Here is a 16,579-nt window from a genome sequence, read left to right as displayed (position 1 = left end):
AGCGCGCGGTCCGCTGCGAGGCAACCGTCCTCGTAGCGGCTCACAACGAGCGGCTGTGACCAGTACATTCGAGACGCCCTAGGGTCGCATCCCGAACAGGAAGCGGGTCGCCCGCGTACGGCGGACCAGCAGCTCATACGCGGTGAGGGTGAGGATGAGAGCGATCACCACGAGCACGGTGTACTCAACTAGGATCGGCGCATCCCAACCGATCACGAAGTATGCAACGGCGACCACGATCGGCTGGTGCAGGACGTACAGCGGCAGCACGGCTGCGGCAAGATAGCCATAAAGGCGCCGACGTGTCGTCGGGGCCGGGTTCGGCGCCGCACGCGGTTGCTCTAGCCGCCGACGGTCGAGGAGACCTGGGATGGCGACCACCAGGCACCATCCAGCCGCACCGAACAGCGCCCTTGAGACGGTGGCCAGGGCGGTCATCTCAGTGAAGGGCTCGTCGGCCAGGGCAAAGCCGGGGCCGGCTGCCGCGAACAGCAGGGCGCCGAGCCAGGCTGCGGTCCCGGCGTCGCGGCGCATCACGGCGCGGAAGCGGTCGTCGGTGGCGAGCACAAATCCAGCCACGAAAAACAGCAGGTACGACCAGCGGTGCCAGCCCGCGTACTCCTCCTCCAGCCGTGCGAAGGCACAGATCGCCGCGAAGGCGAGGGCTGGCAGGAACACGACGCCCCGCCGATGCACGGTCGCCTCCGCCACCCGGTCGCCGATGCGGCGGACGCGCTCGCGCGGCAACCACCGGTGGAGCGGCACCAGCATGAGGGAGAACGCCAGGAGGAGCACGACGAACCAAAGATGGCCGGTCTCGAAGTGCTTGCCCTGGACGAGGAAGGGGAACTCTTCGGGCTCCAGGTGCACGTCGTAGAAGCGGGGCAGGAAGCCGAGGTACGACTCGTTGTAGTCGGCGTCGGCCGAGCGCAGCCGCAGCCACTGCGGCAACGGGTTCAGCGCGAGGGTCGCGAAGACCAGCGGAACGCCGAGCCGCAGCAACCGCTCGCCGGCGAAGCCGCCCGCGCCGCGGCGTTGAAGCGAGTGCCAGGCACCGAGTCCGGAGATGAGGAACAGCAGCGGCATAGCCCAGACGACCCCGAACCCGGCGATGATCATGATGGCTTCGGTGGTCTCGGTGTTCTTGACGTAGAAGTCGTCGTCGGCAGCGAAGACGAGCGCCGAGTGGAAGAAGACCAGCCCGATCACGACCAGCATCCGGATCGTGTCCAGCTCCGGCCGCCGCTCCGGTAGCGGTGCCTGCGCCGGTTCTGTGCGCGTCGCCATGTCTGTCCCCCCGTCGCCCGTATGTCACCAGTGTTGGAAAGGCGGCCGCCGGGCGCCACCCCCGCAACAGATCCCGCTCACATCGAAAATCAACTTTCGATACACGCCCAAACTGATCGGAAGGTGGCCCTGGGCATGGCCCGACCCACGGCACGGTACAGCGACCGGTGTCGACACGGCAGGGGCCGGAACAGCGTCCCACTTGTCGAAACACTCACAGCGCCACATACATCTCAGACGTCTTGGCCCCGCACTGCCTAACTCCAGCCGTAGCTCGCGAACTTGCCGTGTCGGCCAGGGCAACCGCGATGCGCGACGCTCAGGGGCTGTAGGCGACATCTGTGCCACCGCTGGCCTTAATCAGCCAGGACAGCGAACCGCTGCCGAACGGCCAGCCGGTGGTGGCCACCTGTACCCAGCCGCCGCCCGACTCATCGGTTCCCGCGTGCCACCACCACCAGCTGCGATCGTCACCGGCCCCTTCCTCGGTCGGGTCGAAGTAGAACAGCCAAGCCGAGAGCGTCCACGGCGCCTGGCTTGCTACCGCTCTTTGCTCCGGCGACATTGCCTGCCATCGCCGCAGCCACGCCTCGGCGTCGAAAGGCTCGCCGTGATCCGGCTCCGCGGGTTCGGGCTCACATCGCTGGATGAACCATGCCGGCAGCAACTGCGGCCACCGTTTCGATTCAGGCCAGTCGCCTGTCTGCTCGACCACGCACGTCAGCACGGCACGCGCATTGGCTATGACCAGGGCCGGTTCCTGCGCGGCGAATCGGACGCGCACGAGAAACGGTCGTCGCTGGTCGTCCTCAGCTTCCGGTCCGGACCCAAGGCGCCGCAGCTCGCCTTCCATGATGTCCACGGCGAAGAAGTCTGCCTCATCACCGGCGTCCGCCACACCGTGATACCGCCGGTCCCCGAGATGAGGGCGCCTGTTGTCATGACCAACGCCGCCTTCAGGCCGTCCTGGCAGACCTGGCGTGGTCACAGTACGAAGCCCTTGGGCCGGATGCAGCCTCCCGGACTCCTGCAGGCATCACTAGCCGCGCACCGGGCCAGGTGGCCATCAGAGCCGCACCGCCCCACGTCACGCGGTACCCACGCCATCCCTCCGGTTAGCCGATTGGAAGCCCCGTGCTTCGGCGGGGCTGGGTGGTCATGAAGCGCCTACTTCCAAGAAGGCGGCGGATACGGTGGCGCAGGTGCGGCACCGGCCGTCGCTGTCGGGGTGTGCCCGCCGTGGTGTGGGTCCGGGTAGGTTCTGCACAGCAGCCAGCGCAGGCAAGCCGGGCAGAGGTACTCCCCGGTTGCGGTTCCGGGCGCGCCATAGCCGGAGCGCTCCACCAGCGCCCGGTGGGCCAAGGCTGCGACCACAGTGCGGGATAGGGGCGCCGTGGACGGCCGCTCGGTAACGGCCACGCGGTCGCTTCGTCTTCCCGGACGTCGCCGTCGTGGTGCCGGCTGTCCGCGATGGCGGGCGGCGGATCGGCCTGAGCTGCCCGGAGCCCGGCAGCGATGATCGCGCCGACGGTGGTGCGGACCCGGTCCGGTATGGGCCGGTGGGTGATGACGTGGCGTATGCGCTCGGTGTTCCAGCCGGCCTCCATCATCGCGGTGATCACGCGGCCCCGCTCGGTCAGGACCTTCCCGGTCAGCAGGAGGTCCGGACGGCGGGCTCCGATGTCGAGCAGCAGTCGGATACCCGGATGCATCGCATCCGCCCGCGGCCCGGGCGATGGCGATGCTGCGGGCTCAGGCTGCTGCTTCGCTGCGGGCCTCGTGGTGTCGCTGCGGTGGCACGGACGGAGGGGTTTGGTCTTCTGCTTCGTGGTGTTCTCCCTGATGGTGTTCTTAGTCAGGTGGTCAGCCGATGTCGGGTCATCCACCGGTGGAAAACCCGACATCGGCTGCGACCTGCAGATTCGCTGACTGGGCAAATCGGTGATGACGTACGCTGCCGCACCGAGCGTGCCGTCCCGATGGCGCTCGCGTTCCCGGCACAGCGGGCCCCGCTTCTCCAGCTCGTTCAGCCCGCTCCTGACGGCTGCCTCGCCGTCACGGCTGCGGCGTGCCAGGTCCGCGACGCTGATCCGCCAACCGTCCCGGTGCGTGCTGACCAGCCCCGAACAGGCCCTTGGCCTTGAACGAAAGCCGAGGGTCGCGGAACAGGCCATTCGCGATCTGGGTGAACCGGTCGGCTCCCATCAGCCCACGGCGGATACCCGCCTCGAAACCGGGCCCCGCCCGATTGGACGACCCGGCCGCGGAGGGGCTGCCAGGTGCGGACGGACCGCTGGCCGCGTGCCCCGGCCCGGCATCACGGAGGGCCGGCCGGTCCGTGCTCGAGCAGACGATCCCGCCGAGCGTCGTGTCATCGACCTGCGTGAACTGAGGGGACCGATCCGCCGCCATCACTCGACGACGGACCCCCGCCCGAGACGAGTCACCGCCCTCCCCCACTGGCCACGAACACGCTGCCGCCCCAGGTCTGCAGCGAGGGGGTAGCTGCGAAGTTGCGGTGACCGCTGAGAAAGGAACCCTGGGAGGGGTTCATCCCTTCAGCGCACCTGACCACCCCGACCACACCGACGACCACAACCCCCGACCACCGGACACGATCCAGCAACAACCACACGAGGCCGCCGTGGTCGGGGCGCCTGGTCGGCCCGACCACGGCCTCGGTGCGCGATCGCGGTTGCGCAGCCACGCCGGCGCTCGCTGCGCAGGCCGCTGCGCAATGAGCCGGTGTTCTGCGCAGTCCACATAGGCAGACAGCTGCGCAATGAACCCGGATCCTACGCAGCCGACCTCCTTCAACCAGTTGCGCACCGCTGGAAAGCGCCATCACCAAAAGGGCTGCGCAGTCGACAGAGTTGTACGCAACCGGGCTTCCACGAAGACCTCCCGAGTCCGGAGCGCAGCCGAACCGTCCCCTCCCCCAGGATTGTCCGGTCTGCGCTCGGCCCGGATCCTCGCCCCGGTCACTTTCGCGATGGTGGTCGACTCGTTCATTCCTGCCACAGGCCGACGGACGCGGCTGGTCGGCCCAACCACGAGCCCACCCAGGAGTCTCGTGTCCCCATCGTTACCTTGGTCGGTGGTCAGGTCGGGGTACACGGGTACGCCCGGGCCAGGCCAGAAACACAAGTTCCGACCTGAACGGTTCACCGCGTCACCTTGCAACCGTGACCCGGAGTGCGGAATTACGAAGCACCGACTACGCCCTGCATGCCTGGCCCTGCTCACCACGATCGCCGTCGCCGCGGTGCTGACGCCCATCACCACCGTCCCGTCGAAAAGGCGGGCCAAAATGTCCACCGCAGCCGTCGTAGCCGACCCGGCAGAACATGCGCAGTTCTTCGTCGACACGCGGCGCCGAAGCAGTGCCAACGACGCGGAGATTGTGCAGACGAGGCCTGCGCACTCCGACGCGTCTAAGGACGATCCACCCAACCCGAAGCCAATGCGCAATCGGGGCCGAGTTCGGTGACCACTGTGCAACGCGACGCTGGCGTGCGGCTGGTGACTGTGGTTGCGCGGTATGCCGAGGGACGCTTGTGCTATTCGTGCAGCTGCCGGAAGAGCTGACCAGCTCGACGGCCCAGTACAGCCCGTCGGAGTCGGTGCGGTACCGCACCACGTCGCCCTCGGCCACCCCGTCCTGGAGGAACGGGGCGTTCTCCACAGCGGCCGTGTCATCACCGAGCTTCGTTGCCCACAGCGGCCCGGCCCTGGGCCGGGCCCGCCTCACGAGTCCGGCTGACGGTCAGGCAGGAACGCCCGCCCGGTTCAGGACGGCAGCCATTTCGTCCTCGGGGAGCGCGGGGTTGGCACCCGCGCTGGAGGCCAGATCAGGAATATGGAGGGCCTCGCGCAGCCGGTGGAGCGGCAGGCGCGGGTCGCCGACCGCCGCCTGACGCGTCCAGACCGCGGAGTCATGACTGAGCCGTTCGATCAGCCCGGGCGTAGCGGCAGGGTCCCGGACAGCCAGCCGACGGTAGTTGCCGTCCGGGTGGTCCGCGTAGCGCGCGGCAAGGCCCTCGCGGGGAAAGCGTGGGTGCGTCTCCGCCATCCAGGCGGAGAACGTCCCGCCGAGCCGGGCGTACACCCGCATCAGGACCTCCTCCGGGGTGTCGGGGTGGTGGATGCTCAAGTGCTCCTCCACCAGCAGGTCTTCTGTGCGGGCGAGTCTGCACAGAAGGTCGGGCGGCAGGTGGGGGCTCCGGGCGGCGGTGCGCCGGAGCAGTGGGTGGGCGGAGACCGCGGCCAGGTGCAGCACGTCGGGGTCGGCAAGCCCGTCCAATACCCACTCCACGTCTCCCCTGGCGAAGGCCCCCACCGTGAAGTCGATCGCCATGCGCCGTCTCTCGCCCAGGTCGGGCCGGAGGGAAACCGCGAGCCTTACGGCCTCGTCGGGGTCGATGGCCAACCGCTCGACGAGGTCGGTGGGCAGCGAGGGATTCTCGGCGACGGCAGCCAGATGCGTCCGCTCAGCGAGGCAGCGTTCGGCGTCGGCACGCACGAGGAGCCCGCGGCGCAGCGCCTCGGCGGCGGACTTCGGATCGCGGAGGAGTTCGGCGGTGACGCGTGTGTCCCATCGGCACTCCCACAGCGCGGCGGCCCGCCGTACCTCGGGGTCAGGGTCGGCCAGCAGCGCCGACCGCTTGCCCGGCTCCAGGATCTCCCATGCACGCACCGCTTGCCGGCGTGCCGTCGGATCGTCGTTCGTGGCCATCGAGGCCACGAACGACGCCGCCAGGTGAGGTGAGTCCAGCAGAGCCGCTCGTACGGAAGCATCAGGGTCGTCGAGCAATCGGGCGCATACGACGTCGGGCAGCGGCGCGACCACCGTACGCGGGTCGTGCCATTCGGGTCCGTGCGCCAGAGCGGCCCGCACCTTGGGGGAGGGATCGTCCGCGAGCCGGGCCCGCTGTGCAGGCTCGGCCCTGCTGCTCATGGCGAAGTCGATTCGGGCGCGCGGGTTCGGGTGGGCCAGGATCACCGTGACGGCCGGCTCGGGGAGGCCGACTCGCTGGAGGGCGTGACGGGGCGGACCGTCACCGCCGCCGTCGGACGCGAGCAGACGCAGCAGCAGAGGTGTCGGCAGCGTCGGGTTGCGGGCGACTCCGTCCAGCGCGGATGCGTGGTACGCGACCATGATTCCCCTGCCCCTGTGTCGTCCCCGGTTGGTCTGCGACCATGATCTCCCGCGTGCCTGTCAGGTACCGCCGAAGGGCACCAGCGGTCCGGCCGGGTCTGCGCTGTCCGCGCGCCGGGTGAGTCGGCCGTGCCGAGTGATATCGGGTCCGTGCCAGGCACGACATCTGTCGGCCACCGTTCCACCCGTTATTGAGCCTGCATGCCAGCACTGACGCCAATGGGTGGAAAAGCGATAAATGGGACATCGCTCGGCCTGTCTCGACCGTGGCGTGGCTGCATGCCCTGGCGGGCAGGGTTCGGCGGCGAGCGCTGCAGGCACCGCCCGATGTCGCGGACACACTGCTCGCGGCGGGCGAGGAATCCGCCGACCCCTCCCCCACGCCACACGGCGGGCCCCAGGGCGGGCCCGGCCTCCACCCCGATCAGGACTGAGCGACAGCGGCTCAGCGGCGAGGAATGCCGCCCAACGCCGGAGGTGACCCCCTGGAAGGCACCCCGGGGCCGGCGAGGCGCGAAAGGAGCGGAAGCTCGCGTTCTATGACGTCGGTCACAGCGCTCCGCCGACTAAGCGGCACGCTTAGTAGACGCGCCACGGTAGACATCTGGGCATATGTCCGTCTTGGCCCTGATGTGGGTCGAGCCGTGCGTCCCGGGATTCCGCCCGGTCTGCACACACGCCCGTTGCCCTGTGGTGCAAGGCTTCTGACGCCGCGACACTTTCCGCTCCCGCCGTCATGTGCGGACCGAAGACCCGCGCACTGCCGTGGCCAGGTCCCGGGACCTACGAGGCGCCGTAGTGGCGGGACCCCATTGCGCTCCCTGTGAGCCGTTCTAAGAATGTCGACCCACGAGACGTCGTCGCAGTTCAGAACCGCTGTTCACACTGCGTCGACGGCACCCCGGGGCGCTCTGCGTCACCGAGTGAGTAGGAGCCCCCCACATGAAGTCGTCCCGAACGTCCGCGAGGCTTCTCGCCCTCGCTCTCGGCCTGGGTCTGGCCACCAGCGCGCTGGGCGCGGCGGTGCCGGCGAGCGCCCAGACCGCCGGTACCCCGTCCGCTGCCGCCGGTACCTCCGTGGCGGGGTACGTCGGGTCGGTCGCGGAGGCCACGAACAACAAGGCGTTCTTCGACGCTGTGCTCACGTCGGTCGCAGAGAAGCGCGCCGCCCAGCCCTACACGCAGGCGGTGACCGTCTACTACGACGCCTCCCAGGCGCCGAGCTTCCGTTCGCAGATATCGAGCGCGGCCTCGATCTGGAACAGCTCCGAGTCCAGCGTCAAGCTCGAGGAGGCGTCGAGCGGCGCCGACTTCTCCTACCACGAGGGCAATGACTCGCGCGGCTCCTACGCCTCCACCAACGGCGAAGGAAACGGCTACATCTTCCTCGACTACGGCCAGAACCAGCAGTACGACTCGGTCCGCGTCGTCACCCACGAGACCGGGCACGTGCTGGGCCTGCCGGACAACTACGGCGGGCCGTGCAGTGAGCTGATGTCGGGCGGCAGCGCCGGCCCGTCCTGCACCAACCCCTACCCGAACGCCACCGAGCGTTCGCGTGTGGACGAGCTGTGGGCCACCGGGCTCGAGCAGGCCCCCAGCACGGTGGACCAGCCCTCTGACCCCCTGAGCGATGCGCCGCCGACAGGGACCGTGGAGCCCGGCCAGGGTCCGGGGAGTCCGCTCCACAGCCCGCCCTGGCGCTGATCGCGTTCCAAAGCGGGAAGCGGCTCGCCATCGAGGACGGCTTCAGCCGCATGCTCAAGACGACCGTCTGAGCACTCTGGCAGGCCGGCCGACAGACGCAGGTGCACCGTACGGCCGTCCTGGGAGGACAAAGCCGTTCGCACAACGCAGGCAAATCCTGGCGAGCGGGCCTCCCATACATGTCGGCAAGCCGCACCTTGCGCTCCGGCGCGACACGGCCCACCACACCGATGCCGTCGATGCGCGCGAGTTACTCGTCCTCGCTCATGTCGGCGAAGTCGGCACCGAGCACCGCCTCGCCGGGGATGCCGAGCTGCCGGGCGATCGCCGCACCGGTGGTGACGTCGTCACCGGTCACCATACGGACCCGGATGTGCCCGGCCTGGGCGCCGGCCACCGCGGCCTTGGCATCCTCGCGGGGCGGATCGACCATGCCGACAAGACTGGTCATCCGCACCTCGGTGACGTAGGCGAGCAGGTCGCCGTCCGGATCCAAGCGGGCCGGCTCCAGATCACGGTGACGTCGCTGGGTCAGGTCCGGCGGCTCCCTTCTCGAAAGCCGCCCTCCGGCCGATACCCACGCCCCGGCCCTTGTCAGGGGCGTGGTGGGGTCATGGTCGGGCCGACCATGACCCCACCACGGGTTTCGTGTCCTGTTCGTGACTGTGGTCAGGGTCTGGTGGTCGCCGGTCTGGTCGGGGTCGCCGGGTTTCCTCGAGGTCAGCAACGTTCGTTTCTGACCTGGGAGTTTGACCATGTCTCCTGGCAAGCAGGTCTCGCAGAGCGAGGCTGTGACGATTGCGGGGGCCCGGCTGAAGGGGATGCGCCGTCGCGTGCGTCTGTCCCGGCTGGCGCTGTTGACCGCGATCGCGGCTGGTCCCCTCGCGCTGGGCGTCAGCGTGTGGCCCGGTCCGGCAACCGTGGCGGCTGCCCCTTCCACGAAGCCCGCCACCGTGCGGACGGCGGCAGTAGCGGCCGACCCGGCGGGATATGCGCAAGTGTTCGTCAGCGCGTGGCTGCGCAGCAGCGTTGACGATACGACGACTGCGCAGGCACGGCTTGCGCAGTCGATGGCACCGGACGTCGAACTGCCCGACCTGGCCGCCGGTGCGCAGGGAGCGCCGGAGTCTGTGACCGCGGTGCGCAGTGCGCAGCACGGCGCTGGTGTGTGGTCGGTGACGCTGGCTGCGCAGTATCCCGGCGGGTCGGTGCGGTACTACGCCGTGCCGGTGGTGGTGGACGGTGCGGGCGCCTCGTTCGCGGTGGCCGGTCAGCCAGGCGTGGTGGCGGGTCCGGGCCGGGCCACGACGCCGAAGTCGCCCTACGCGGTCACGGTCCCGCCGGGCAGTGCCCTGTCGTCCACCGTCGAGGAGTTCCTCGCCGCGTATCTGGCGGGGGCCGGTGAGGTGGACCGCTATCTCGCGCCCGGCGTGAAGCCGTCGTTGGTCTCCCCCGTCCCGTACAGCGGCGTCACGGTGCGGCAGGTCTCAGCTGTTGATGAGTCGGCGGCCGGGCGGGTGCCGGCGGATGGCACGAGGGTCCGTGTCCGTGCGGAGGTGGAAGCGGCCGATGCCAGCGGACGATGGCCGCTGGCCTACGAGCTCAGCCTTGCCGCCCGTGCCGGCCGGTGGGAGATCACAGCAACGCGCGCACGGATCGACGGCGCCCGGGACGGGGGTGCCCGGCCGTGAATCTCGTCGACAGCGGTGGGGTGTTCCTGGCGGGGAAGCTCGAGGATCTCGGGAATGCGTGGCTGGACATGTTCGGCGACTGGGCGACCAAGGGCCTGCAGGTAGGCCTCGCCGTCATTGTCGTGGTCGTCATGCTGCAGAAGTTTTCGCCCAAGGCGGCCATCGGTGCCTTGATCCTGATGGTGATCGCGCTGGGCCTGTACAACTCCCGCAATGACCTCGCGGACATGTTCGAGGACGAGGTCGCCAACCCCGCTCAGGGAGCACCCGCGCATCCCAGCCCCCGGCGTACCGTCCGGCCGCCGGATCTCACGCGCTCCGACAGTACGGGAGACGGGCTGTGAGCGCGGCCGCCGCTGGGCGGGTCGGTCGCTTCTACACCGCTGCTCGCCGTCATCCCTGGGTGGTTGGCCGGGTCGGTGATTGGAAGATTCCTCTCGGCCCGTACACGCCCGCTCAGATCGTGGTCGCAGTCGGCGGCGGCTTCGTCCTGTTCAAGTCCGTCAGTTGGTGGTCATGGATGGGGCCAATCCCGATCATGGTCTGGGTACTGGCGATCTGGGCGGTACGCCACCCGAAGATCAAAGGCCTTTCTCCGCTGCACGCCGCGCTGGGCTGGGTGCTGCTGGGATGGCAGCCGCGAGGCGGGCGGATCGGTGGCCGAGCCGCCCGTGACCGCACTGCCCGACCGCTGCACGGCGCCTTCACCATCGAAGGCGGGCCCGCGCCGGCCCGCGCCGGGCGAGCCTCGGTGCCCCGCGCCGTACGCGGCCGTGCCACCGAGGCAGCAGGTCCCAACCCGGTCGCACACCACTCGGCCCTGAGCCGCGGCCCTGCACCCACCGTCGCCGAGAGGTCAGTGGTGCCGATGACGGGTGTGCAGCAACTCCTTGCGCTGACCGAGCAGGGTGGGGGTGCGCGGTGAAGGTGCCGATCCGTCACATCGCCGGCCACCTGCTCTGGTCGACGCACGGCGCGGTGTGGGCTGTCTACCGGCTGCATCCCGGACCCGACGTGCACGGTCAGCGCGTGGAAACCGTCCAGGGCACCTACGTGCCGGCCGCGGTCCGTGACGAGCAACTCTCCAAGATCACTCACCTGGTCCGTTCTCTGTCCGGGGCACCACGCCTGTTCGGGCTGTGTGCGCAAGCGGACCCCGGCGAGATCGCCTTGCGCATGATCGAAGGAATCGAGCCTGCCGGGCCGGCACCCGGTGCGGAAGAGCACCCGTGGGTGGAGAACGTCGAGGCGACGCTGGATCTGCTGGACGAGCAGGAGATGCACCGCCGCACCTTGTGGCTGACCGTGCCCTTGCAGACCGAGATGACCGGCCTGCAGGTCTCCGCCGCCCTCGGCGCGGCCTGGGTGGAGTTTTCCGCGTTGCTGGGCATGCGACCGTCGCCGGTGGCCCGGCGTGAGGTGACCGCCTACCGGGCTCAGGCCTCGCGGGTGGAGGCCGCACTCACCGGCGGGGTCGCTTTTCGCCCGGCCCGCCCGGCGGAGATCGTGTGGATGATCCAGCACGCGCTCCGTCGTGGTCTGGCCGAGCCGTTGCTGTCCGAGGCAGAGACGAGCGTGTTGTTCGGCGGGCACGTCCACGATGGTGTGCTGCGCTCGCCCAGCTACGCCGACCTTGGCCAAGTTCGCCTGCAGGAAGGTGGCATCGACCCGGTCCTCGACGATGCCGATGACGTCAAGGCCACGGGTCAGGTCACGCGGTCGGGACGGCGAGCCTGGTGGCGGCAGAGCACCGGGTCCCCTTTGCGCAGGCGCTGGCTGCAGGTCGAGTCGGATGCCGGGGTGGGCTATCAGGCGCAACTGGCGCTGGCCGAATGCCCGCCCGCGGTCAGCCAGGACAGCGCCGATCTGTTTGCTCAGCTGGAGACGCTGGACTTTCCTGTCGACTACACCATCGATCTCACTCTCGTGCCGGCGGACAAGGCCCGTGAGCAGGTGCGGCGGAAGAAGACCGAACTGGTCGACCAGGCCGACCAGTACGACGCCCGCCCCACCGGCATGCCTGCCTCGCTGACGGACGCCGCCCGCGACCTGGGCGAGTTGGACGCCCGGCTGTCGCGCACTTCCGTCGAGGTCGAGGTGCAGTCGGTGACCGTGCTCACGGTGTGGGGCCCGAACGCCGCGGTCTGCGACGCACGCGCCCGCGCGCTGGCGGCGCTGCTCGGCGGCGCCGACTACCGCGCCGTCCGCCCCGCCGGTCTGCAGGAAGCCTTGTTCACGGTGGGGCTTCCCGGCGCGGTGCGGCCGGGTGCGGTCCGGGAGTTCACCCAGCACCAGGTCTCCGAGGACTGGGCTTTGGGCGGCGCCTTCACCGCTTCGGAGGTCGGCGACCCGAACGGCATGTTCCTCGGCATCGACCTGGACTGCGGCACCACCCGCCCCGTGATGATCAACGTGGCGGACGCGCCCAAGGTCGACGCGTCTGCGTCGATGGGCATCGTCGGGGACCTCGGCGCCGGCAAGAGCGTGCTGCAGAAGCTGATCACGGATGCCGTGTGGGCGCGCGGTGGCTGCGCCATCTGCATCGACCGCACCCCCGTTCGCGAGTGGGCCACTTTCGCTCGCACCGCGGCGAGGGGCCGCGTCCAGATCGTCGACGCCGCCCAGGCCGAGGTGTCCATCGACCCGCTGCGCGTGTTCCACGGGCCCGCGGGCCGCCACTACGCCCTGTCCTACCTGACCCTGCAGCTCGGTATCGGTCCGATGAGTACCAGCGGCGAGGTCCTGCACCATGCCGTCGAGCAGGCCGCAACCAGTGACGCACCCTCGATGCAGCGGGTACTGGAGGTTCTTGAGGACATGGCCGCCGGGAAGGCGGGCAGGCGGCAGGACGCGGCCGCCACCCTCGCCGGACTGGTCCACGTGGTGGCCACCAACCCGCTGGCGGCAATGGTGTTCGACCCGGCCCTTCCTTCGGTCCGGCTGGACGCCTCCAGCGCCTCGGACATGATCGTGATCACCACGACGGGGCTGAAGCTGCCGCCGAAGACGGCGTTCGACAAGCCGGAGGTCTTGCACCAGCAGCCGCTGGAGGCACTGATCGGGCGCGCGGTGCTCTACCTGATCGCTGCACTCGCCCGGCAGACAGCTTTCGAAAATCCGGAGCGGTTCACGGCCGTCGTCCTCGACGAGTTGTACTGGCTCACCTCGTCCGCCGAGGGCACCGCCCTGGTCCACGAAATCCTCCATGACGGCCGCAAGCACGGCGCCGGCCTGATCGCCGGATCCCACGACGCGGAGGAACTAGGCCCCGACCGCGGCCTGATGGCGTACCGCGCGCTCGCCCGCACCACCGACCGGGAACGCGCCCGCCGCGGTCTGGAATTCATCGGACTCGACCCGACCGATCCTGAACTGCTGCGGCTGGTGACCACCGGACTGTCCCCTGTCGGCCAACGCGGACGCGAAGGGGAGTTCCTGATCACCGGCCCGCGGCAGAACACGGGCCGGGTCAAGGTCGTCATCCCCCGCATCGAGCGCATCGCCGCCTCCATCACCACCACCCCAGGACACCGCACCTCCACGCCGCCTTCAGCGGCGCTCACCGATGACCCAGCTGGTGATCCGGCAAAGGAACACATCTCATGAGCTCTCTGTCCCCCAGTCGCTCCCCACGCAGAATTTCAGCCGCCGGGCTACTGGCGCCGGTCGCCGTCGCGGTCGGTGCGCTCGTCCTCGCCGTCCAAGTGAGCATTCCGGAAGCCTGGTGGCCGCACACCGGACAAGTGTTCACTGCCGGCACCCGTCCCACCCCACAGGACCGTTGCGAGGCGATAGCGGGTCCCGCCAAGGCCTACTGCGAGCGCGGCACCCGCACCACCTCCCCCTCACCCGCGCAGCACGACGCCGCCGGCACGGTGTGGAGGCTGATCGCAGTCGGCGCGGGTCTGGCTCCCGTCGTGATCTGGCGGCGCAGCGCCACTGGCCGAGGGCGGTCCTGAGGTGGTGCGCGCGGACCGAGGCACCTTACGTTCGGTCGGCTTCGTCGTGCTGCTCACCGGTGTGTTCGTCCTGGTCAACAGTCAGGTCGTCCATGCGGCGGGCAGCAGCAGCGAAACAGGAGACCTGCTCGCTCCGTTGAACATCACCTCGTCCGAAGGGGTGCCGATCAACGGGTACGAACTGAACGCCGACGGCGGCTCCATCGTGGCCTTCGAGACCCAGGCCTTGGCGTTTGCCCTGTCCGGTCTGTTCACCCTGATCCGGATCCTGGTGGGCCTTGCGGGGTGGGCGATCGAGGTAGCGTTCCGGTTCCCGCTGCTGAAGGTCCTCACCGACCCGGCAGAAAAGGTCGCCGACGTCTACACCCGGCTGGTGGTCGACACACTCGGGGTGAAAGGGCTGCTGCTGGCCTGGGCGTTCGTGTTCGCCGGCTTCATGATCGTGCGCGGGCGGGTCGGTCGAGGCCTGGGCGAGATCTTCCTGACCCTGCTGATCGCGGCGTTCGCGGCGTCCGTGTTCGTCCGCCCCGATTACCTGCTCGCCTCCGACGGACCCCTGGGGCAGAGCCAGCAGGTGGCCGCCGAGGTCGCCCACGAGACGGTGGCCTCCTACGACTGGGGCGGAAAACTCGCCAGCGCGGGCCCGTGCGACGGGATGGCCGGGCAACAGGAGCTGAAGTGCCTGCAGCGCGAGAGCGAGCGTCCTGCCGCAGCCGAGGACGTCGCCCGTCCGATACAGGACTCGGTCACCAACGCGCTGATCGTCAAGCCGTACATGATGCTGCAGTACGGACGCATCCTCGACCCCGGCAAGCCTGCCGACCGCCGGGCCTACGCCGTTCACCTCAAGTGGATCACCGGCGGCTACCAGGTGGGCGCGAAGGTCACGCGGGAGGGGAAGGAGGTCTGCGGCAAGATCCGCGGGCCGGGCAGGGCGTACTGCGAGCGCGGCTTTCAGGAAGGCGTTCCCGGCGGTGACGAGCTGCCGTCACTGACGCCCGGCGGGGAGCTGCTGGATACGTCGAATGCCCTTGTCACCGATGAGGACCGGGAGTTCGCCGCGTTCTTGCAGGACATGAAGAAGGCCGGCTCGGTCGGCAAGGCGGCTGCCGCGTATGCGGAACAGCCGACCTGGTGGCGGGTGGGCGGGGCTGCCCTGCTGCTGATCGCGGCGCTGTTCATCTGCGGCATGCTGCTGTCCAGCGCAATCGTTCTGCTCGGCACTCAAGGCATCTGCGTGGCGGCCGCGGCCGCCGGCAGCGTCGTCTTCGTGGCGGGCATGCTGCCCGGCCCGCCCCGTCAGTCCGTGTGGAAGTGGCTGTCGCTGTGGGGGATCGCGGTCCTGGCCGTGGTCGGCGTCTGCGCGTATCTGCCGTTCTTCGGCATCGCCGTGGACGCCGTCATCACCGACGGACCCGACCTCGTCGTCGAGCGGATCCTGCTGATCGACGTGCTGGCCATCGCCGGCGCGGCCGGGCACCGCAGGCTGTTGGCCGGGATCGCTTCCTTCGGCCGGCGTATGGCCATGCGGATGCGCTACGCCAAGGTCGGCGGCACCCACCTGCCCGGCGACACCTCCGAACTCGGCGCCGCCCTCGCTATGAACTCCCCCGCCGCAACGGGCGGATACGGGGGCGGGTTGCGTGCCTTCACGGGTGGCGTAGGCGGCGGCCGGTTCGGGATGCTGGGTACCCGGCAGCGGCTGATGGGCGCGCTCTCCTCCATGGTCGACGGGGCGGGCATGCCGGTCGACACCGGTGCGGTGCTCGCCGACGCGACCGCCGAAGCCAGGCGCGGTCTGGCCCCGCTCACCGCGGCGGCGGCCGTGGGCGGCCTGGGCGCACGGCTCGGTGTGAAGGGTACGCACTGGCTGCTGATCGGACGCAGGCCGGACCGGGAGCAGTTGGCGAAGTGGCGCAAGCCCACCGCCGACGGCGATACCGGCCCAACCGGTGGCGGGCAGGGAGGTCCTGGAGGCGGTGCGAGCGGTGGTGGCCCGCACCGGCCTGGCGGTCCGCCCGACCGCTACCGGGATGAAAGCGGTCAGGTCATCGACCGCTCCTCGGGCAGGGTGCTGCACGACCAGCAGGCCGACCGGACCCTGCTGTCCACCCGCGCCCACAACCGGCTGGTCCGCTTTCGCGGGTATCGCATCCTCCAACGCGGCGGCCGGGCCGCTTACGGGGCAACGGTCGGCCTGCCCGCAGACCTCCGCCGGGCCCGCTCGGGCGGATCCCGCCACGCGCAGGATGCCCGACAGCAGGTGCGGGTATGGGGCAACACCGTGCGCGAAGACGGCCGGGCTTGGGCCGAGACCGGCCGGCACATCTCACATGTCCTTCGGGACAGCACCGACGACCGCGGCGGACCCGGCCCATTCACCCCCGGCCGTCGCCTTCCCGGTACAGCGGCACCGACGCCCGCCCCGGGGTCGCGGCCCGCGCAGCAGACGGCCCGTGTCGGCAGCCCACCGACCTCCCGGACTCCGAGCCCTCGGACGTCGGACTCGGCGCGGACCAGTGCGCCGGCATCGTCGACCGGAGCCGCCTCTGCATGGCCGGGTCCGCCCACGACGTCGTCCCCGCAGCGGGCAGCAAGTGGTAGTCCGCCACCGACGGGGGCGGTCCTTCCGGGCGGTGGGAGCGCGCGGAGCCGCGCGCGCGATGAGGCCCGCGCCCGCATGCGGGACCTGATGCGCAGGACCGAGCCCGAGGCCGAACGCCTCCGCCGTGACAGGGCGCGGCGCAGGAACGAGGGCGGTGAGCGCGAGTGAAGCG

Annotated in this window: 12 protein-coding genes and 1 pseudogene; 7 read left to right on the top strand and 6 right to left on the bottom strand. The window is 70.0% G+C overall.

The genetic code is table 11. The features are described 5' to 3' along the window. Positions 1-78 precede the first annotated feature (78 nt). The 5 genes from DN051_RS38920 to DN051_RS38900 all read right to left on the bottom strand — a co-directional run bounded on the left by DN051_RS38920 (position 79) and on the right by DN051_RS38900 (position 6,445). Positions 79-1,287, bottom strand: a complete 1,209-nt coding sequence (locus DN051_RS38920) for an acyltransferase family protein (protein WP_112441617.1) — start codon at positions 1,285-1,287, stop codon at positions 79-81. A 319-nt stretch (positions 1,288-1,606) separates the two neighbouring features. Next, positions 1,607-2,140: a hypothetical protein gene (locus DN051_RS38915; RefSeq protein ID WP_246041180.1), complete on the bottom strand. Its 534-nt coding sequence runs from the start codon at positions 2,138-2,140 to the stop codon at positions 1,607-1,609. A gap of 262 nt (positions 2,141-2,402) precedes the next feature. Further along, positions 2,403-3,461, bottom strand: a complete 1,059-nt coding sequence (locus DN051_RS45360; protein WP_162625092.1) for a hypothetical protein — start codon at positions 3,459-3,461, stop codon at positions 2,403-2,405. Positions 3,462-4,504: 1,043 nt separating this feature from the next. Continuing rightward, a complete protein-coding gene (locus DN051_RS47930) occupies positions 4,505-4,972 on the bottom strand; it encodes a DUF4265 domain-containing protein (RefSeq protein ID WP_425471704.1) in 468 nt (155 codons plus the stop codon). An 81-nt stretch (positions 4,973-5,053) separates the two neighbouring features. After that, entirely contained in the window at positions 5,054-6,445 is a 1,392-nt protein-coding gene (locus tag DN051_RS38900) for a Mucin-2 (protein ID WP_112441613.1), read from the bottom strand. A 942-nt stretch (positions 6,446-7,387) separates the two neighbouring features. Between DN051_RS38900 and snpA the strand changes: the two are divergent. Next, positions 7,388-8,041: pseudogene (gene snpA / locus DN051_RS38890) on the top strand (snapalysin); the annotation flags it as partial. A 361-nt stretch (positions 8,042-8,402) separates the two neighbouring features. Here the strand turns inward: snpA and DN051_RS38885 are convergent. Further along, the gene (locus tag DN051_RS38885) at positions 8,403-8,648 is read right to left on the bottom strand and encodes a hypothetical protein (RefSeq protein WP_342781507.1); all 246 of its coding nucleotides are present in this window, start codon (positions 8,646-8,648) and stop codon (positions 8,403-8,405) included. 259 nt (positions 8,649-8,907) lie between these two features. Here DN051_RS38885 and DN051_RS38880 point away from each other — a divergent pair, with 259 nt between their 5' ends. From DN051_RS38880 to DN051_RS38855, 6 genes are all read left to right on the top strand, one after another. Continuing rightward, the gene (locus DN051_RS38880) at positions 8,908-9,843 is read left to right on the top strand and encodes a conjugal transfer protein (RefSeq protein ID WP_112441609.1); all 936 of its coding nucleotides are present in this window, start codon (positions 8,908-8,910) and stop codon (positions 9,841-9,843) included. 68 nt (positions 9,844-9,911) lie between these two features. Further along, positions 9,912-10,187 carry a hypothetical protein gene (locus DN051_RS38875; protein WP_381284337.1) on the top strand — a complete coding sequence of 92 codons (276 nt, stop codon included), beginning with the start codon at positions 9,912-9,914 and terminating at the stop codon, positions 10,185-10,187. Beyond that, complete coding sequence (locus tag DN051_RS38870) at positions 10,184-10,768, top strand: hypothetical protein (RefSeq protein WP_112441605.1); 585 nt, start codon at positions 10,184-10,186, stop codon at positions 10,766-10,768. Before DN051_RS38875 ends, DN051_RS38870 begins: the two co-directional genes overlap by 4 nt. Continuing rightward, on the top strand, positions 10,765-13,449 hold the full coding sequence (locus DN051_RS38865) for an ATP-binding protein (RefSeq protein ID WP_112441603.1): 2,685 nt from the start codon (positions 10,765-10,767) through the stop codon (positions 13,447-13,449). Before DN051_RS38870 ends, DN051_RS38865 begins: the two co-directional genes overlap by 4 nt. Continuing rightward, positions 13,446-13,802, top strand: coding sequence for a hypothetical protein (locus DN051_RS38860; protein WP_112441601.1), 357 nt, complete (start codon positions 13,446-13,448; stop codon positions 13,800-13,802). Before DN051_RS38865 ends, DN051_RS38860 begins: the two co-directional genes overlap by 4 nt. A gap of 1 nt (position 13,803) precedes the next feature. Continuing rightward, on the top strand, positions 13,804-16,575 hold the full coding sequence (locus DN051_RS38855; RefSeq protein ID WP_112441599.1) for a hypothetical protein: 2,772 nt from the start codon (positions 13,804-13,806) through the stop codon (positions 16,573-16,575). The last annotated feature ends 4 nt before the right edge of the window (positions 16,576-16,579 follow it).

Origin of the sequence: Streptomyces cadmiisoli, assembly GCF_003261055.1 — a bacterium.
GTDB lineage: Bacteria > Actinomycetota > Actinomycetes > Streptomycetales > Streptomycetaceae > Streptomyces > Streptomyces cadmiisoli.
The sequence above is the reverse complement of the archived record's forward strand: the minus strand, read 5'-3'. Positions and strand labels throughout refer to the sequence as shown.